This window comes from Allobrachymonas chironomi DSM 19884, from assembly GCF_000374625.1.
Classification (GTDB): Bacteria; Pseudomonadota; Gammaproteobacteria; order Burkholderiales; family Burkholderiaceae_C; genus Brachymonas; species Brachymonas chironomi.
In genome coordinates this window covers 12,993-28,049 of sequence record NZ_KB894770.1, presented here as the reverse complement: position 1 = coordinate 28,049, position 15,057 = coordinate 12,993, and the positions used below count along the sequence as shown (strand labels likewise).

Genomic DNA, 15,057 nt, shown 5'->3' with positions numbered 1-15,057 from the left:
ATAAAAAACGGAATCGGGCTGCAGTTTACACGCGCAGGATACGTTCGCCACGGCCAACGCCGCTGGCGCCGGTACGCACGGTTTCCAGGATCGCGCCACGGTCGATGGCGTTCAGGAAGGCATCATTCTTGGCCTGGTCGCCGGTCAGCTCGATGGTATAGCTCTTGTCGGTCACGTCGATGATGTGGCCGCGGAAGATGTCGGACAGGCGCTTGAGTTCCTCGCGTTCCTTGCCCACGGCACGCACCTTGACCATCATCAGCTCGCGCTCGATGTAGGCACCTTCGGTCAGGTCCACCACCTTCACGACTTCGATCAGGCGGTTCAGGTGCTTGGTGATCTGCTCGATCACGTCATCGGAACCGGAGGTCTCGATGGTCATGCGCGACAGGCTTTCGTCTTCAGTCGGAGCCACGGTCAGGCTCTCGATGTTGTAGCCGCGGGCCGAGAACAGGCCGACCACTCGCGACAGGGCACCGGCTTCGTTTTCCAGCAGGATGGCGATGATGTGTTTCATGATGTCTTTCCTCTTTTCGTCAGCGCGAAAGCCACTGCTTTCGCCGCCCTCCCCCGCGCACGGTAATGCGCGGGCTTGGCGGACAATAGATTCAATCTTGGGGGTGGATGATCAGAGCTCGTCGGAGCCCAGCAGCATTTCGGTGATGCCCTTGCCGGCCTGCACCATCGGGAACACGTTCTCGGTGGGATCGGTACGGAAGTCCAGGAACACGGTGCGGTTCTTCAGCTTGCGCGCCTCGATCAGTGCACCCTCGACGTCGCGCGGGTCCTCGATCAGCAGGCCCACGTGGCCATAGGCCTCGGCCAGCTTGACGAAGTTGGGCAGCGCATCCATGTAGCTGTGGCTGTAGCGGCCGGAATATTCGATTTCCTGCCACTGGCGCACCATGCCCAGGTAGCGGTTGTTCAGCGAACAGATCTTGATCGGCGTGTCGTACTGCAGGATGGTGGACAGTTCCTGGATGTTCATCTGCACCGAGCCTTCGCCGGTGATGCAATACACGTCGGCCTGCGGCTTGGCCAGCTTGATGCCCATGGCGTAGGGAACGCCCACGCCCATGGTGCCCAGGCCACCGGAGTTGATCCAGCGACGCGGCTCGTTGAACTTGTAGAACTGGGCCGCCCACATCTGGTGCTGGCCGACGTCGGACGTGACGTAGACATCATCGTCCTTGGTCAGGTTCCACAGGGTCTCGACCACTTTCTGCGGCTTGATCACGTCCTTGTTGTCGCGGTCATAGGCCAGGCAATCGGTCTTGCGCCACTTGTTGACGGTTTCCCACCAGGGCTCGAGCGCCTTGTGGTCCGGCTTGGTCTCGGACTCGTCCAGGGCGTTCAGCAGCTCGTTCAGCACATCCTTCACGTCGCCCACGATCGGCACATCGACCTTCACGCGCTTGGAGATCACGGAGGGATCGATATCGATGTGGATGATCTTGCGATCGTTCTGGGCAAAGTGCTTGGGGTTGCCTATCACGCGGTCGTCAAAACGGGCACCCACGGCCAGCAGCACGTCACAGTTCTGCATGGCGTTGTTGGCCTCGACCGTACCGTGCATGCCCAGCATGCCCAGGAATTTCGGATCGTCGGCGCGGAAGGCACCCAGGCCCATCAGCGTGCTGGTGCAGGGAGCACCGAGCTTGTCGGTCAGGGCACGTAGCTCATTGCAGGCATTGCCCAGCAGCGCGCCACCACCGCTGTAGATGTAGGGACGCCTGGCATTGAGCAGCAGCTGCAGCGCCTTGCGGATCTGGCCACCATGGCCCTTGCGCACCGGGTTGTAGGAGCGCATGGTGATGGTTTCGGGGTAGCCGTGCCAGGCGACTTTCTGGAACGAGACGTCCTTGGGGATGTCCACCACCACCGGACCGGGACGGCCGCTGCGCGCGATGTGGAAGGCGCGCTTCATGGTGCTGACGATGTCCTTGGGATCCTTGACCAGGAAGTTGTGCTTGACCACCGGGCGCGTGATGCCCACGGTGTCACATTCCTGGAAAGCGTCGTAACCGATGGCAGCCGTGCCGACCTGGCCGGTGATGATCACCATCGGGATGCTGTCCATGTAGGCCGTGGCAATGCCGGTTACCGCGTTGGTGGCACCGGGGCCGGACGTGACCAGGGCCACGCCGACTTCGCCGGTGGCACGGGCAAAACCGTCAGCCGCGTGTACGGCGGCCTGTTCGTGACGCACCAGCACGTGCTGGATGGAGTCCTGCTTGTACAGGGCATCGTAGATATAGAGGACTGCGCCGCCGGGATAGCCCCACAGGTGCTTGACACCTTCGGCTTCCAGGCACTTGACGAGGATTTCGGCGCCCATGAGCATGGGCGCGCGAGCAGGCTTGGCTGCGCTGGCAGCAGAGAGAGTATTGGTAGTTTCCATTGATGAACCTTTGCGAATTTCTTGCAGAAAAACCTTGGGTGCCTCTTGGCTCACCCTTGTGGGATGGCTTCAAGACTTGAGGCCAAAGCCATGGGCGCTTTTGTAACGCGCCGGGCAGTGACCCGTTTGCCGTATATGTTGTGTACTGGGAGATTATCGCATTGTTGCGCTGCAAAACACGGCATTTTACAAGTCCCCGTGCGTTTCGTCGACTTTTTGCTGCACTTTGCCACAAACCGGGCCGGAACAATCTGTCAGCATCCTGTGGCAGGCTGCCGATATACTTCCGGGTTGACCGTCGGCCACGGCCGGCGTACGCCTGTTTACCAGAGACCGCATGAGCACCAAGCCGCCTACTTCACCCGCTACCGACACCTCCCTGATCACACCCGGCCTGGGCCGCCGCATGGCCTGCTGGATGTATGAGGGCATCCTGCTGTTCGGCGTGATCTTCCTGGGCGGTTTCCTGTTTTCCGTCGCCACTGGAACACGCCATGCGCTGGAGAATCGCCACTGGCAGCAGCTGTTCATGTTCCTGTTGCTGGGTCTGTACTTCGTGTTTTTCTGGATCAAGGGCCATACGCTGGCGATGAAGACCTGGCATATCCGCATGCTGGACAAGACCGGCCGGCCGCTCACGCTGGGGCGCGCCTGCCTGCGCTACGTGCTGGGCTGGATCTGGTTCCTGCCACCGCTGCTGCTGCTGTCGTTCAGCAGCCACTGGACCGAACATCTGGGCCTGGCGACACTGCTGCTGGTGTGCTGGGTGATTTTCTGGGCCCTGCTCAGCCTGCTGATGCCGGGCCGGCAGTTTGTCCATGATCTGCTGGCCGGTACCCGGCTGGTGTATCGCAAGCCGGCGGCGCGTGCCGAGCGGGAGCGCAAATGGTGGCAACTATGATCGAACAGGATATCCGCAAGGCCCAGGAGGCCGTTATTCCGCAGAAAAGGCGACGCGGCCTGAGCCGGCTCTGGCACGCCACGCAATATTCCTGGGCCGGCCTGCGCGCCGCTGTCTGTGAATCCCCGGCCTTTCGCCAGGAACTGACGCTGACCGTGATCGGCATTCCGCTGGCGATTCTGCTGGGGCGTACCTGGCTGGAAACCGTGGTGCTGTCCACGGTGCTGGTGCTGATGATGATTGTGGAGCTACTCAACAGCGGCATCGAATGCGCGATTGACCACACCAGCCTGGAACTGCATCCGCTGGCCAAGATGGCCAAGGACTTTGGCAGCGCCGCCGTCTTCCTGAGCACCCTGCTGTGTGCGGTGACCTGGGTCACCATGCTGTGGGTGCATTTTGCGCAACAATTCTGAGCGGAGACTGTCATGACGGATCGCCCTGACCCTGCCCCCGGCGTACACGGCCTGTTTGCCGAACCGGATCCGCGCTTTTCGGTCTGTGTCTACTGCGCCTCGCAACCCGGCACGGACGAACGCTTTGCCGATGCCGCCCGCGACGTCGGTACCTGGATCGCGCGCCATGGTGGCCAGCTGGTGTATGGCGGTGGCCATAACGGCCTGATGGGCGTCGTTGCCGATGCCGCCCTGCAGGCCGGTGGGCGCGTGGTGGGCGTGATCCCGAAGGCGCTGGTGGAACGCGAGTGGGCGCATCACGCCTGTACCGAGCTGCACATCGTGGAGACGATGCACCAGCGCAAGCACATGATGGCCGAACGCTGCACCGCCTTCCTGGCGCTGGCAGGCGGTATCGGTACCTTCGAGGAACTGTTTGAAGCCTGGACCTGGAAGCAGCTGGGCTACCACGACAAGCCGGTTGCCGTGCTGAACACGGCAGGCTACTACGACCACCTGCTGACCTTTTTACAGGGCTCGGTGGCGGCCGGCTTCATGAAGCCCTACCAGATGGACATGATCCACATCGGCACCGAAGTGGTGCCGACGCTGGAGTATCTGGTACGGAACTGAGCGGAATCAGACGGCGATATCGTCTTCTTCGCCGGTGCGGATACGCACGATGCGCTCGACCGGGCTGACGAAGATCTTGCCGTCGCCGATCTTGCCGGTACGGGCAGATTGCACGATGGCATCGACGCAGGCATCAACGTCTTCGCTACGCACCACTACCTCGACCTTGACCTTGGGCAGGAAGTCGACCACGTATTCGGCACCACGGTAAAGCTCGGTATGGCCCTTCTGGCGGCCAAAGCCCTTGACCTCGGTGACGGTCAGGCCGTTGACACCGCATTCGGCCAGCGCCTCACGGACTTCATCCAGCTTGAAGGGCTTGATGATGGCGGTGATCTGTTTCATGAAAAGTGCTCCTGCTGTAGGGTAAGTGGTTGCTGTTCCAATTGTGCAACAAAAACCTGTGTCCAGAAATGCGTTGTGGGCTTGTTGCGACTCAAACTGCTTCGCGGAAACGGTTGACCAGCGGGTAGCGCCAGTCCTTGCCGTAGCTGCGATGCGAAATGCGCACGCCGATGGCGGCCTGCTGGCGCTTGTACTCGCTGATGCGGATCAGGCGCGTGACCTTGTCGACTGCTTCGGCTGGCAGGCCCTGCGCCAGCAATTCGGCGACCGGCACATCGTTTTCCATGTAGCGCATGACGATGGCGTCCAGCTCCTCGTAGGGCGGCAGGCTGTCCTGGTCGGTCTGGTCCGGGCGCAGTTCGGCGCTGGGCGGACGCGTGATGATGCGCTCCGGAATCGGGTTGCTGCCGGTGCCGAAGGGATCGTGGGCATTGCGCCAGCGCGCCAGTGCAAATACCTGGGTCTTGAGCACGTCCTTGATCGGGGCAAAGCCGCCAGCCATGTCGCCGTAGAGCGTGCAGTAGCCAGTGGAAAGCTCGCTCTTGTTGCCGGTGGTCAGCACCAGGCTGCCGAACTTGTTGGACAGCGCCATCAGCAGCGTGCCGCGCACGCGCGCCTGGATGTTCTCTTCGGTGGTGTCTTCCGCACGGCCCTCGAACAGCGGCGCCAGCGTACTGCGGAACTGTTCGAAAGTGTCCTGGATCAGCAGCTCGTCGTAGCGCACGCCGACGCGCTCGGCCATGTCGCGCGCATCGATCAGGGAAATATCGGCGGTATAGGGCGAGGGCATCATGACGGTGCGCACATGGTCCGCGCCCAGCGCATCAACGGCAATCGCCAGTACCAGTGCCGAATCCATGCCGCCAGACAGGCCGATCACGACATCGCGGAAACCGCTTTTGTGCACGTAATCGCGCGTGCCCATGACCAGCGCCTGCCAGACCTCGGCGTTGCTGTAGCCGTACTGGTACGGCGGCAGGCCGATCTGGCCATCGCGCTCATGGGCTGGCACCGTGCTGGCAGACAGCTGCAGCTGATCGCCCTGCCCCTGTACCTGCACCAGCCAGTTGTCTTCGGCAAAGCTGGCGGCGCGACCGGCCAGGCTGCCGTCGGCCTGCATGGCAAAGGAGCCGCCATCGAAGACGACTTCATCGTGGCCTCCGGTGATGTGGGCATAGATGACCGGACGCTGCACCAGCGCGGCCAGGCTGGCGATGCGCTTTTCACGATCGCGCGACTTGCCCATGTGGTACGGCGAGGCGTTGAGCACGGCCACCAGATCGGCGCCGGCGGCGACCGTCTGCTGCGCCGGCTCGTCAAACCAGCTGTCTTCGCAGATGATGAGGCCGACGCGCACGCCCTGCACTTCGATCACGCAGCTGTCGGTACCGGGTACAAAGTAGCGCAACTCGTCAAACACCTGATAGTTGGGCAGCTTCTGCTTGGCGTAGCTGGCCAGGCGCTGGCCAGCCCGCAACACGGTCACCACATTGGTATGCTGCGGCACGCTGACCGAGCGCGTACGGACATCGGTGTTGCCGCTGGCGTGGCCAACCACCACGGTGAGGTCGTCCAGATCTGCCAGCTGGGCGGCGATGGCATCGACCGCCGCTTCGCAGGCCTGGACAAAGGCGGGACGCTGCCACAGGTCGGCCGGGGAGTAGCCGCAGACCGACATTTCGCCGGTCAACACCAGCTGCGCCCCCTGTGCATGGGCCTGGCGTGCCGCCTCGACGATGCGTTGGACATTGCCGGAAAAATCTCCGACCGTGGGATTGAGCTGGGCAACACAGAGCGATAGCGACATGGCAGGCAAACAGGAAAAGTCAGGGCACACAGGCCGATGCGGCATTATGAACCAGGACGTTGACGGCTTCAGCGCCCCGGACTGGGCAGCACCTGGCGCAAGGCCTGGCTGACCTCGGCCAGGCATTCGGCACGATCGCCGCCGGAACCAAACGGCATCCAGTCGCCCAGGCGACCAAATTCGGCACGCACGGCGTGGAAGGGGTTGAGTGCATCGGACAGGCGCTCCTGCGCCTGCTCCTTGAGCGCCGACAGGGACCAGCCCGTGCCGGCCTGCTCCCATTCGGGGTGACCGCGCGCCGGAGCCAGTGCCTCGATGACGCCGGACAGGCGATGCGCCAGTTTGCCCTCGCCGGCAGCGTCATCGGCAAGTCGCAGCTTGTCCACGGCCGCATGGCCGCGTTGTTCCAGCGCCAGCAGCAGGCGCAGCAGCTGATCGGTCAGCACCAGCAGCACCGGGTCTTCCAGCGTCAGCTCGTGCACGCCCTGCATGCGGTTGTCGATCTTGCGCCACAACGGTCGCCAGCCCTGGCTGGCCAGGCCACCGAGGGTTGCGCCCAGCGTGGTGCCGGTACCAAAGGACAGGCCGGCCAGCGCCACATCGGCCACGGCACCGATGCCGGCCCCCACCGCAGCGCCCATGCCGAGCTTCTTGCCGGCCTCCTTCAGCACTTCGGGATTGAACAGGTCGTCTTCCCAGCGGCCCTGCAGGCCGGGCAGGCTGGCGAGTTCGGCATCGTCCGGACGGAAGGCCTGGATGGCCAGCAGCTCATCCACGCTGCGACGTGCGCGGGCCAGCACGGCCTCGCGGAAATCGCGCACATGGGCTTGCTGGCGCGCGCTGTCGGCATGGTCCTCGGCGGTGATGACGCGGCGCATGGCGGCCAGATCGATCAGGGTATCGGCCACGGCACGGCAGCCGGCCTGACGCCGCGCCGCCTGTTCCTGCTCCAGCCAGGCAACGATGTCCAGCAGCTGGTCACGATGCGGATTCAGCAGTGTGGCCAGATCGCCGTACAGGCGTCGTTCCGCCCCGATAAAGGGTGCCACTGCATCGAAGGCGATCTGCACATGCAGATTCGCATCGAGCATGGCCTGCCGCCAGGCCTGCTCGCGGCTGTCGGGCGAGGCCACAAAGTTGAGCACCGGCATCACCGGACGGGCGCACCAGGTCAGGATTTCACACTCGGCGCGGTGCTTGGGCAGCACCGCTTCACGCGTGTCGATCACGTACATGGCGGCATCGGCCTGCTCCAGCAGGGTGCGCAAGACCTTGGCCTCCTGCTCGAACACGCCACGCGCCTCCGGGCCCTGCAGAAAGGCGCGCACCTTGTCGGGGCGGCTCTGGCCGGGCTGGGTGTTCAGGTAATCGAGCAGTGCCACGGAATCTTCCAGCCCCGGCGTGTCGTAGAAACACACGGCGGCTACGCCATCCACGCGCAACTCGATGCTTTCAGTGTGGCGCGTGGTGCCGGGCCGGTCCGAGACTTCGCCAAAGCTCACCTGCCGCGTCAGCGTGCGCAGCAGCGAGGTCTTGCCGGCATTGGTATGGCCGACGACAGCGATGTGCAGGGGCTGTTTCATGGGGCATCTCCTGAAGGGGCCACAGCATCGTCGCGCAACCAGGCCAGTGCCTGATCGTCCTGCAGCCAGAGCGATGCCTGCAGCCCGCTGGTCTGCAGCCATTGCTGCCAGCGTTGCTGCGCCGGAACATCGACGGCCTGCGGGCCTTGCAGCCAGAGCGCCAAACTGGCACCGCTGGCAGCCTGCAGATCGCGCAGCAGGCGCGCCGTGCCCCGGTCCGGACTGCTGCCGGCCCAGACGGCCAACAGCAGCCGCGCGGGATGCAGCGCATGCACCTGTTGCAACAAGGCGCTGCGCTCCGCGCTGCTACCACTCACATTCTGGTGCCAGAAGCGGTCTTCCGGCGGCATGCCGGCTGGCGGCCAGGGCGTGTCGGGCGGCAGTTCAAAACCGATCAGTGCCGGGGCTCCGGGTGCGGCAGCCGGGTTGTGCGTGTAAGGCGACGGCTGCGCCGGCGCGGCACGCTCCGGATCGAGCACTTGCGGTGGCGGGTCCAGCGCCTCAAAACGCGCCAGCAGGCGGCGTACATAAGGATCGCCCGCATCCACCTGCAGACGCGACTGCGCCCAGCGCCAGGCCAGCAGGCAGAGCAACGCCAGCAGCAGCCGCGGAGTCAGGCCATAGACCAGCACGCAGCCCATCAGCCACCAGGCCCAGGCACGCTGGTCGCCGCCCTCGCCCAGACCGGCGGCATGTACCGCAGCGGCATCGGGCAGCGGAAAACCGAGCTGCGATGGCAGCCAGCCGGTGAGATGGACGAAGCCGCGGAAAAAGTCATCGCTGAGGATGGTGGTCTCCCAGCTCAGGCGGTAGGCGTGAAAGGAAAAGCCGAACCAGAGCGCCAGCAGCATGAGCACGAAGCACAGCACCCAGATGCCGTGGCTGATGGCGCCGTAGAACCAGGTGCCGATGCGCTGCTGCTGCAGCGTGCGAGTCAGGCCCTGGAACAACGCCAGCGCCTGCGGGCCGCGCTGCAGCGGCAGGCGTGCCGTCAGCTGCATGGCCAACGTGCCCAGCAGCGCCCCGCCTTGCGGCTTGCGCAACAGTACCAGCCCCAATAACCAGAACAGCAGCATCAGCAGATGCGGCCCGAGCAGGGTCACGAAAGCCGCCACGGCATTGATGCTGCGCCCCTGCCCCAGCACGGTCTGCGCCGCCCCCCAGGACGACAGCAACATCAGCAAGGCCAGCCCCAGCATGACCCAGCCTGCCGTGCTGCGCCAGTGCTGCCAGGCCTGGGGCAGCCCCAGGCGCTCGCCCAGCAGCCAGGCGCGCCAGAGCACGCGCGTACTGCGATCGGTGCTTTGCTCATGGGCCTGCCGCAGGGCCTGGGCATCATCGAGCGGTCCTTGTGCTTCCAGCAGCTGGATCGCCTGCGCGGTGCTGAACTGTTGCAAACGGGAATGCGGCAGGCTCATGGCTGCACTCCGGCAAGACCCTGTCCGGGCATTGGCAAGTGGGGGAATCGGATAATTGGGGCCATGTCGAATCAGCAGCAAGCTTCCATCAGGCCGGCGGATGCCTTGGCAACCGGACCCTCTCTGGCCAATTATGGCGCACAAACAACCGCCGCCCTGTCAGCGCTGACCGCGTGCCAGGGTGCGTTGCGACTGCAGCTGGCATCGGCTCCGATGCAGATTCCGGCTGCCGACTGGGATGCGCTGCTGGCCTGCCAGGCCGCGCCCACGCCCTTCATGCGCCATGCCTATCTGCAGGCCCTGCACGCCAGCGGCAGCGCCGTGGCAGACAGCGGCTGGCAAGCGCAATTCCTGGCGCTGTGGCAGCACGGGCAGCTGATGGCGGCCTGCCCGCTCTATCTCAAGTCGCACTCCTACGGCGAATACGTATTCGATTGGGCCTGGGCGCGCGCCTATGCCGAACACGGTCTGGACTACTACCCCAAGGCGGTGATCGGCGTGCCGTTCACGCCGGTGCCTGGCAGCCGTCTGCTTGCCCGGTCCGACGCCTGGCGTCAGGCCCTGCTGCAGCTGGCCGTGGCCTGGGCCGATGACAACGCGCTCTCCAGCCTGCACCTGCTGCTGGGCGACGAGGCCGATCTGGCCTGCGCTGCAACACAGGGCCTGATGCTGCGTGATGGCGTGCAGTTCCACTGGCAGAACCGCAGCCAGCTGCAGCCGGATGCCACCGACTGGCACAGCTTTGACGATTTCCTCGCCAGCCTGACGCAGGACAAGCGCAAGAAAATCCGCGCCGAGCAGCGCAAGGTGACACAGGCCGGCGTCTGCTTCCGCTGGGCGCGCGGACGCGACATCGCGCCGCAGGACTGGCAGTTCTTCTACCATTGCTACGAGCGCACCTATCTGGAGCACGGCAACGCCCCCTATCTGACACCGGAGTTCTTCGCCGCCATGGCACAGGCCATGCCGGAGCACTGGCTGCTGTTCATCGCCGAGCAGCACGGCCAGCCGATCGCCTGCAGCCTGATCGGCCTGCAGCTGGATGCCGCCGGCCAGCCGCAGGTAGCCTATGGCCGCTACTGGGGCGCACTGCGGCGGGTCGATTGCCTGCATTTCGATGCCTGCTACTACCAGCCGCTGCAGTGGTGTATCGCCCATGGTGTGCAACGCTTTGAAGGCGGTGCCCAGGGCGAACACAAGATGGCCCGCGCCCTGCTGCCCTGCCCGACCGCCAGTGCACACTGGCTGGCACACCCGGCGTTTGCCGATGCGGTCCAGCGCTTTCTCGATCGCGAAAGCCTGGGCATGCAGGATTACCTGCAGGAGCTGGCCCTGCGCAGCCCCTTGCGCAAGGCAGGCAGCTGACAGCGCTTTTGCTATAGTTCGGACATGTGGGGCTGGCACCGCCAGCCCGCCGATTCCAGCACTGCACCATGAGTAGCCCCTCCGCCACCTCCCATCTGCCGCCCGCCACGCGCTGGGCCGAGCTGGTGCGCGCGCGCGGCCTGCGTGCCACGCGTGATGTGCTGCGCGTGCTGCTGCTGCTGGAGGCCAGCAGTGCTCCGGGCTCGCACGAATCCATCATGCAGGCCCTGCAGACCGATGGCAGTGGCCAGCCGGTGGACCGTGTCACGCTGTACCGAGTGCTGGACCGATTGATGCAGGCCGGCCTGCTGACACGCATCCAGGACAGCGGCCGCACGGCCCATTTCACGCTGGCGCAATCGGCACCATCGGGTTTTTTTGAATGCGAACAATGCCATTCGCTGACCGCGCTGCCGGACGATCCGCAGCTGCCGGCGCTGCTGGAACAGCTCAATGCCCGGCTGCAGCAGAAAGGCCTGCACAGCACCGACATCACGCTGTCCGTGCACGGCCTGTGCCACGACTGCGAAGAAGACAGCCACAAGCCCTGAGCACGGCGTGGCTCAATCCGGCAGGAACAGCTCCTGCAGGTCACTGAGAAAATCAAAACCCTGTACGGTCGGCCAGACACGCGCCAGATCACGTTCGATCCAGCCACGGCGCTCGGCCTCTTCCAGCGGGGCCTGGATCACCGTCAGCGGCAGGCCGGTCCGGGCGCTGAAATCGGCCAGGGCAAAGCCGTCACGCAGACGCAAGGCATTCAGCATGTACTCGAAAGGCAGATCCTCGCGCGCCACCTCGTGTTGCTGCGCCACCGGCGTACCCTGCTGCGCCAGCTGCATGTAGCGGCCCGGATCGCGCACGCGCACCTGGCGTACCACGCGATGCGGAAAACTCAGCTTGCCATGTGCGCCGGCCCCGATGCCGAGATAGTCGCCAAACTCCCAGTAATTGCGATTGTGCACACAGCCATGGCCAGGCCTGGCATAGGCCGATACCTCATAGCGCTGCATGCCGGCCTGCGCCGTGCGCTCGCTCAGCAGGTCCAGCATGGCGTAGGCCAGGTCGTCATCCGGCAGACCGGCCGGCGGGTACTTGGCGAAATAGGTGTTCGGCTCCACCGTCAGGTGGTAGATGCTGATGTGCGGCGGCGCAAACGCCAGCGCCTGCTGCAAATCCTGCTCCAGCTCGGCCAGGCTCTGCCCGGGCAAGGCGTACATCAGGTCCAGGTTGAAGGTAGCAAAACTGCGCGCAGCCTCCTCGACCGCGGCCAGTGCCTGGGCGCGGTCATGTACCCGGCCCAGCACCTGCAGATAGCGGTCCTGAAAGCTCTGCACCCCGATCGACAGGCGCGTCACGCCAGCCTGCGCAAAGGCAGCAAAGCGCTCCCGCTCGAACGTGCCGGGATTCGCTTCCAGCGTGATCTCGCACATCGGCGACAAGGGCAGCAGCGCACGAAACTGGCTGATCAACGTGGCCAGCGCCTCCGGTGAAAACAGGCTGGGCGTGCCGCCGCCAAAAAAAATGCTTTCCACGCGCCGGCCCCAGATCAGGGGCAGCGACTGCTGCAGGTCTGCCAGCAGGGCAGCACTGTATTCCGCTTCGGGCAGCTCGCCCTGCAGACCGTGCGAGTTGAAATCGCAATACGGGCATTTCTTCAGGCACCAGGGCAGATGCACGTACAGGCTCAGCGGCGGCTGGCTGCCCAGCTGCAGGCTGCCCGGGCGCAGGTAGTCCTGCACGGCGGGCAAGCCCTGGCCGGCCTCGCTCAGGATGGGCGGGATGCTGCTCATCAGGCGTCGCGGCTGTCGGACAGCCAGGATTCACGCAGCAATTCCAGCATCTTGCGTGAGGACTGGCCACGGTGGCTGAGCCGGTTCTTGTGTTCGGGCGTGACCTGGGCCAGCGTCTTGCCCAGCGCCGGAATCCACATCACCGGATCAAAACCAAAGCCTTCCTCGCCCATGGGCTCGCGCGCAATCTCGCCCACCACGCGACCTACGGCCACCAGCGGTTCCGGGTCATCGGGCGAACGCACCGCCACCAGCGTGCTGACCATGGCGGCGCGGCGCTGGTCGACCCCCTGCATCTGCTCCAGCAGCGCACGCACATTGTTCTCATCGCTCTTGGCGTAGCCGAACTGCGTGGCGTAATACGCCGTCTGCACGCCGGGTTGGCCCTCGAAGGCATCGACGCACAGGCCGGCATCGTCGGCAATGGCCGGCAGGCCGCTGTGCCGGCTGGCATGGCGCGCCTTGGTCAGGGCGTTTTCCAGAAAGGTGTGATAAGGCTCCTCGGCTTCGGGAATGCCCAGCGCCGCCTGCGGCACCAGCTCCACCCCGAGCTCGCCAAACAGCGCCTGCAGCTCGGCCAACTTGCCCTGGTTGTTGGAGGCCAGAACGATTTTCATGCCGGCTTACTCCGCCAGCGCCTGCGCCTGCAGCGCTTGCAATTCCAGAATGCCCTTTTCGGCCAGGGCCAGCAGCTGGTCCAGCTCGGCGCGGCTGAAGGGCGCGCCTTCGGCCGTCCCCTGCACCTCGATGAAGCGGCCGGCACCGGTCATGACCACGTTCATGTCGGTATCGCAGGCCACGTCTTCCACGTATTCCAGGTCCAGCATCGGCACACCGCCGACCACGCCAACCGATACGGCCGCCACCGCCTCGATCACCGGGCTGGTGCTCAGCTTGCCGCTGCGGATCAGGCTGTTGACGGCATCGCAGGCGGCCACATAGGCTCCGGTGATGGCTGCCGTGCGCGTGCCGCCATCGGCCTGCAGCACGTCACAATCCAGCACGATGCTGCGTTCACCCAGCTTGGCCAGGTCGAACACGGCACGCAACGAGCGACCAATCAGGCGCTGGATTTCCTGGGTACGACCGGACTGCTTGCCACGCGCCGCTTCGCGATCGGAACGCGTGTGGGTGGAACGCGGCAGCATGCCGTACTCGGCCGTGACCCAGCCTTCGCCGCTGCCGCGACGGAACGGCGGCACCTTTTCTTCCACACTGGCGGTGCACAGCACCTTGGTATTACCAAATTCCACCAGCACCGAGCCTTCGGCGTGCATGGTGAAGTGGCGCGTGATGCGCACCGGGCGCAGCTGGTCAGGGGTACGACCTGCAGGACGGGAAGCAGTATGTGTCATGGATCAATGCGGAGAAAAAGCGGGACGGGCAGGAGCAGGAGCCAGCCGGCGGGCGATGCTGCCGTATATACTGCACCATTGCCGGCCATATGGTCAGGCCCTCCCCTGCCAGAGAGATATTCCATGCCAGTTTACAGCATGACAGGTTACGCCAGCCTGCAATCCACACCGAGCACACCGCCTGCCGACAACGGTGAGACTCCCCCCTCCCCCTGGCGCCTGAGCCTCGAAGTGCGCTCGGTCAACAGCCGCTTCCTGGATCTGCACTTCCGCCTGCCGGACGAGCTGCGTCCCTATGAAAACACCCTGCGCGAACAGCTGCAAAAGCAGCTGCGTCGCGGCAAGGTCGAATTGCGCGCCAGCCTGGAGCGCACCGGTGCCCTGCCCGACCAGCTGCAGGTACCTGGTGCACTGCTGCTGCAGAAACTGGCCAGCGCCCAGGACAGCATCCGCAACTGGCTGCCCGATGCCACCCCGCTGAGCGTGGCCGATGTGCTGCGCCTGAGCCCGGCCTCCCAGTCCAGCCTGCCCGAAGCCGAGCTGCGCCCCTGGGTCCAGCAGGCAGCCGACCAGTTGCTGGAGCAACTGCGTGAAGCGCGCGAAACCGAAGGCCGGCAGCTGGCCGACAGCCTGCTGCAGCGCGTGCAGCAACTGCGCCTGCTCGCTGCCGAAGCCGAACCCCTGATTCCGCAGGTGGTCGAAGCCCAGCGCCAGCGCTTCCTCGACAAGTGGAAGGACGCGCTGCAGGCCGGCAACAATGCCAGCAGCGTCTCACGCGATGCCGCCCAGGACCGTGCCCTGGCCGAAGCCGCCGCCTTTGCCCTGCGCATCGATGTGGCCGAAGAGCTGACCCGCCTGCAATCGCACCTGGACACCATCGAGGAGCTGCTGAAAAAAGGCGGCGAACTCGGCAAGCGCCTGGATTTCCTGATCCAGGAGCTGCACCGCGAAGCCAATACCCTGGGCTCCAAGTCCGCCTCCAGCGAGACCTCGCGCATTGCCATGGACATGAAGGTGCTGGTCGAGCAGATGCGCGAGCAGGTACAGAACATCGAGTAATT

General features: G+C 64.8%; 15 protein-coding genes. 6 read left to right on the top strand and 9 right to left on the bottom strand.

Annotation, left to right across the window (positions count from 1 at the left end; all coding sequences use genetic code 11):
* Window positions 1–25: 25 nt before the first annotated feature.
* Together ilvN and C513_RS0107700 are read right to left on the bottom strand one after the other, a co-directional pair.
* Window positions 26–517, bottom strand: a complete 492-nt coding sequence (gene ilvN / locus C513_RS0107705; protein ID WP_018715471.1) for an acetolactate synthase small subunit — start codon at window positions 515–517, stop codon at window positions 26–28.
* A gap of 111 nt (window positions 518–628) precedes the next feature.
* A complete protein-coding gene (locus C513_RS0107700) occupies window positions 629–2,401 on the bottom strand; it encodes an acetolactate synthase 3 catalytic subunit (protein ID WP_026320669.1) in 1,773 nt (590 codons plus the stop codon).
* A 337-nt stretch (window positions 2,402–2,738) separates the two neighbouring features.
* Here C513_RS0107700 and C513_RS0107695 point away from each other — a divergent pair, with 337 nt between their 5' ends.
* From C513_RS0107695 to C513_RS0107685, 3 genes are read left to right on the top strand one after another with little or no spacing between them, the layout of a single operon-like run.
* Window positions 2,739–3,302 (top strand): RDD family protein, encoded by a 564-nt coding sequence (locus C513_RS0107695; protein WP_018715469.1) that lies wholly within the window; start codon window positions 2,739–2,741, stop codon window positions 3,300–3,302.
* On the top strand, window positions 3,299–3,718 hold the full coding sequence (locus C513_RS0107690; RefSeq protein ID WP_018715468.1) for a diacylglycerol kinase: 420 nt from the start codon (window positions 3,299–3,301) through the stop codon (window positions 3,716–3,718). The genes C513_RS0107695 and C513_RS0107690 overlap by 4 nt, the downstream gene beginning before the upstream one ends.
* A 12-nt stretch (window positions 3,719–3,730) precedes the next feature.
* A complete protein-coding gene (locus C513_RS0107685; RefSeq protein WP_018715467.1) occupies window positions 3,731–4,330 on the top strand; it encodes an LOG family protein in 600 nt (199 codons plus the stop codon).
* A 6-nt stretch (window positions 4,331–4,336) separates the two neighbouring features.
* Here C513_RS0107685 and C513_RS0107680 read toward each other — a convergent pair whose 3' ends face one another.
* The 4 genes from C513_RS0107680 to C513_RS0107665 form a co-directional block, all read right to left on the bottom strand.
* Window positions 4,337–4,675: a P-II family nitrogen regulator gene (locus C513_RS0107680; protein WP_018715466.1), complete on the bottom strand. Its 339-nt coding sequence runs from the start codon at window positions 4,673–4,675 to the stop codon at window positions 4,337–4,339.
* Window positions 4,676–4,766: 91 nt separating this feature from the next.
* Window positions 4,767–6,482 (bottom strand): NAD+ synthase, encoded by a 1,716-nt coding sequence (locus C513_RS0107675; RefSeq protein ID WP_018715465.1) that lies wholly within the window; start codon window positions 6,480–6,482, stop codon window positions 4,767–4,769.
* Window positions 6,483–6,550: 68 nt separating this feature from the next.
* On the bottom strand, window positions 6,551–8,065 hold the full coding sequence (locus C513_RS12985; protein WP_018715464.1) for a GTPase/DUF3482 domain-containing protein: 1,515 nt from the start codon (window positions 8,063–8,065) through the stop codon (window positions 6,551–6,553).
* Window positions 8,062–9,483 carry a DUF2868 domain-containing protein gene (locus tag C513_RS0107665; protein ID WP_018715463.1) on the bottom strand — a complete coding sequence of 474 codons (1,422 nt, stop codon included), beginning with the start codon at window positions 9,481–9,483 and terminating at the stop codon, window positions 8,062–8,064. The genes C513_RS12985 and C513_RS0107665 overlap by 4 nt, the downstream gene beginning before the upstream one ends.
* 213 nt (window positions 9,484–9,696) lie before the next feature.
* On the opposite strand from C513_RS0107665, the gene C513_RS0107660 reads away from it, so the two are divergent.
* Both C513_RS0107660 and C513_RS0107655 read left to right on the top strand, forming a co-directional pair.
* Window positions 9,697–10,848, top strand: a complete 1,152-nt coding sequence (locus tag C513_RS0107660) for a GNAT family N-acetyltransferase (RefSeq protein WP_018715462.1) — start codon at window positions 9,697–9,699, stop codon at window positions 10,846–10,848.
* Between the two features lie 68 nt (window positions 10,849–10,916).
* The gene (locus C513_RS0107655) at window positions 10,917–11,399 is read left to right on the top strand and encodes a Fur family transcriptional regulator (RefSeq protein ID WP_018715461.1); all 483 of its coding nucleotides are present in this window, start codon (window positions 10,917–10,919) and stop codon (window positions 11,397–11,399) included.
* Window positions 11,400–11,411: 12 nt separating this feature from the next.
* Here the strand turns inward: C513_RS0107655 and hemW are convergent, their stop codons facing one another.
* From hemW to rph, 3 genes are read right to left on the bottom strand one after another with little or no spacing between them, the layout of a single operon-like run.
* On the bottom strand, window positions 11,412–12,641 hold the full coding sequence (hemW, locus tag C513_RS0107650; protein ID WP_018715460.1) for a radical SAM family heme chaperone HemW: 1,230 nt from the start codon (window positions 12,639–12,641) through the stop codon (window positions 11,412–11,414).
* Window positions 12,641–13,258: an RdgB/HAM1 family non-canonical purine NTP pyrophosphatase gene (gene rdgB, locus C513_RS0107645; RefSeq protein ID WP_018715459.1), complete on the bottom strand. Its 618-nt coding sequence runs from the start codon at window positions 13,256–13,258 to the stop codon at window positions 12,641–12,643. Before rdgB ends, hemW begins: the two co-directional genes overlap by 1 nt.
* Window positions 13,259–13,264: 6 nt before the next feature.
* The gene (gene rph / locus C513_RS0107640) at window positions 13,265–13,996 is read right to left on the bottom strand and encodes a ribonuclease PH (protein WP_026320665.1); all 732 of its coding nucleotides are present in this window, start codon (window positions 13,994–13,996) and stop codon (window positions 13,265–13,267) included.
* 123 nt (window positions 13,997–14,119) lie between these two features.
* On the opposite strand from rph, the gene C513_RS0107635 reads away from it, so the two are divergent.
* Window positions 14,120–15,055 carry a YicC/YloC family endoribonuclease gene (locus tag C513_RS0107635; RefSeq protein ID WP_026320664.1) on the top strand — a complete coding sequence of 312 codons (936 nt, stop codon included), beginning with the start codon at window positions 14,120–14,122 and terminating at the stop codon, window positions 15,053–15,055.
* Window positions 15,056–15,057 lie beyond the last annotated feature (2 nt).

What these genes read in the sequence shown, in the direction of transcription:
- C513_RS0107695 (WP_018715469.1), top strand. Translation starts at nt 2,739, where the DNA reads ATGAGCACCAAGCCGCCTACTTCACCCGCTACCGACACCTCCCTGATC.
- C513_RS0107660 (WP_018715462.1), top strand. Translation starts at nt 9,697, where the DNA reads ATGCAGATTCCGGCTGCCGACTGGGATGCGCTGCTGGCCTGCCAGGCC.
- ilvN (WP_018715471.1), bottom strand. Translation starts at nt 517, where the DNA reads ATGAAACACATCATCGCCATCCTGCTGGAAAACGAAGCCGGTGCCCTG.
- C513_RS0107690 (WP_018715468.1), top strand. Translation starts at nt 3,299, where the DNA reads ATGATCGAACAGGATATCCGCAAGGCCCAGGAGGCCGTTATTCCGCAG.
- C513_RS0107680 (WP_018715466.1), bottom strand. Translation starts at nt 4,675, where the DNA reads ATGAAACAGATCACCGCCATCATCAAGCCCTTCAAGCTGGATGAAGTC.
- C513_RS0107655 (WP_018715461.1), top strand. Translation starts at nt 10,917, where the DNA reads ATGAGTAGCCCCTCCGCCACCTCCCATCTGCCGCCCGCCACGCGCTGG.
- C513_RS0107665 (WP_018715463.1), bottom strand. Translation starts at nt 9,483, where the DNA reads ATGAGCCTGCCGCATTCCCGTTTGCAACAGTTCAGCACCGCGCAGGCG.
- hemW (WP_018715460.1), bottom strand. Translation starts at nt 12,641, where the DNA reads ATGAGCAGCATCCCGCCCATCCTGAGCGAGGCCGGCCAGGGCTTGCCC.
- C513_RS0107635 (WP_026320664.1), top strand. Translation starts at nt 14,120, where the DNA reads ATGCCAGTTTACAGCATGACAGGTTACGCCAGCCTGCAATCCACACCG.
- C513_RS0107675 (WP_018715465.1), bottom strand. Translation starts at nt 6,482, where the DNA reads ATGTCGCTATCGCTCTGTGTTGCCCAGCTCAATCCCACGGTCGGAGAT.
- rdgB (WP_018715459.1), bottom strand. Translation starts at nt 13,258, where the DNA reads ATGAAAATCGTTCTGGCCTCCAACAACCAGGGCAAGTTGGCCGAGCTG.
- C513_RS0107685 (WP_018715467.1), top strand. Translation starts at nt 3,731, where the DNA reads ATGACGGATCGCCCTGACCCTGCCCCCGGCGTACACGGCCTGTTTGCC.
- C513_RS0107700 (WP_026320669.1), bottom strand. Translation starts at nt 2,401, where the DNA reads ATGGAAACTACCAATACTCTCTCTGCTGCCAGCGCAGCCAAGCCTGCT.
- rph (WP_026320665.1), bottom strand. Translation starts at nt 13,996, where the DNA reads ATGACACATACTGCTTCCCGTCCTGCAGGTCGTACCCCTGACCAGCTG.
- C513_RS12985 (WP_018715464.1), bottom strand. Translation starts at nt 8,065, where the DNA reads ATGAAACAGCCCCTGCACATCGCTGTCGTCGGCCATACCAATGCCGGC.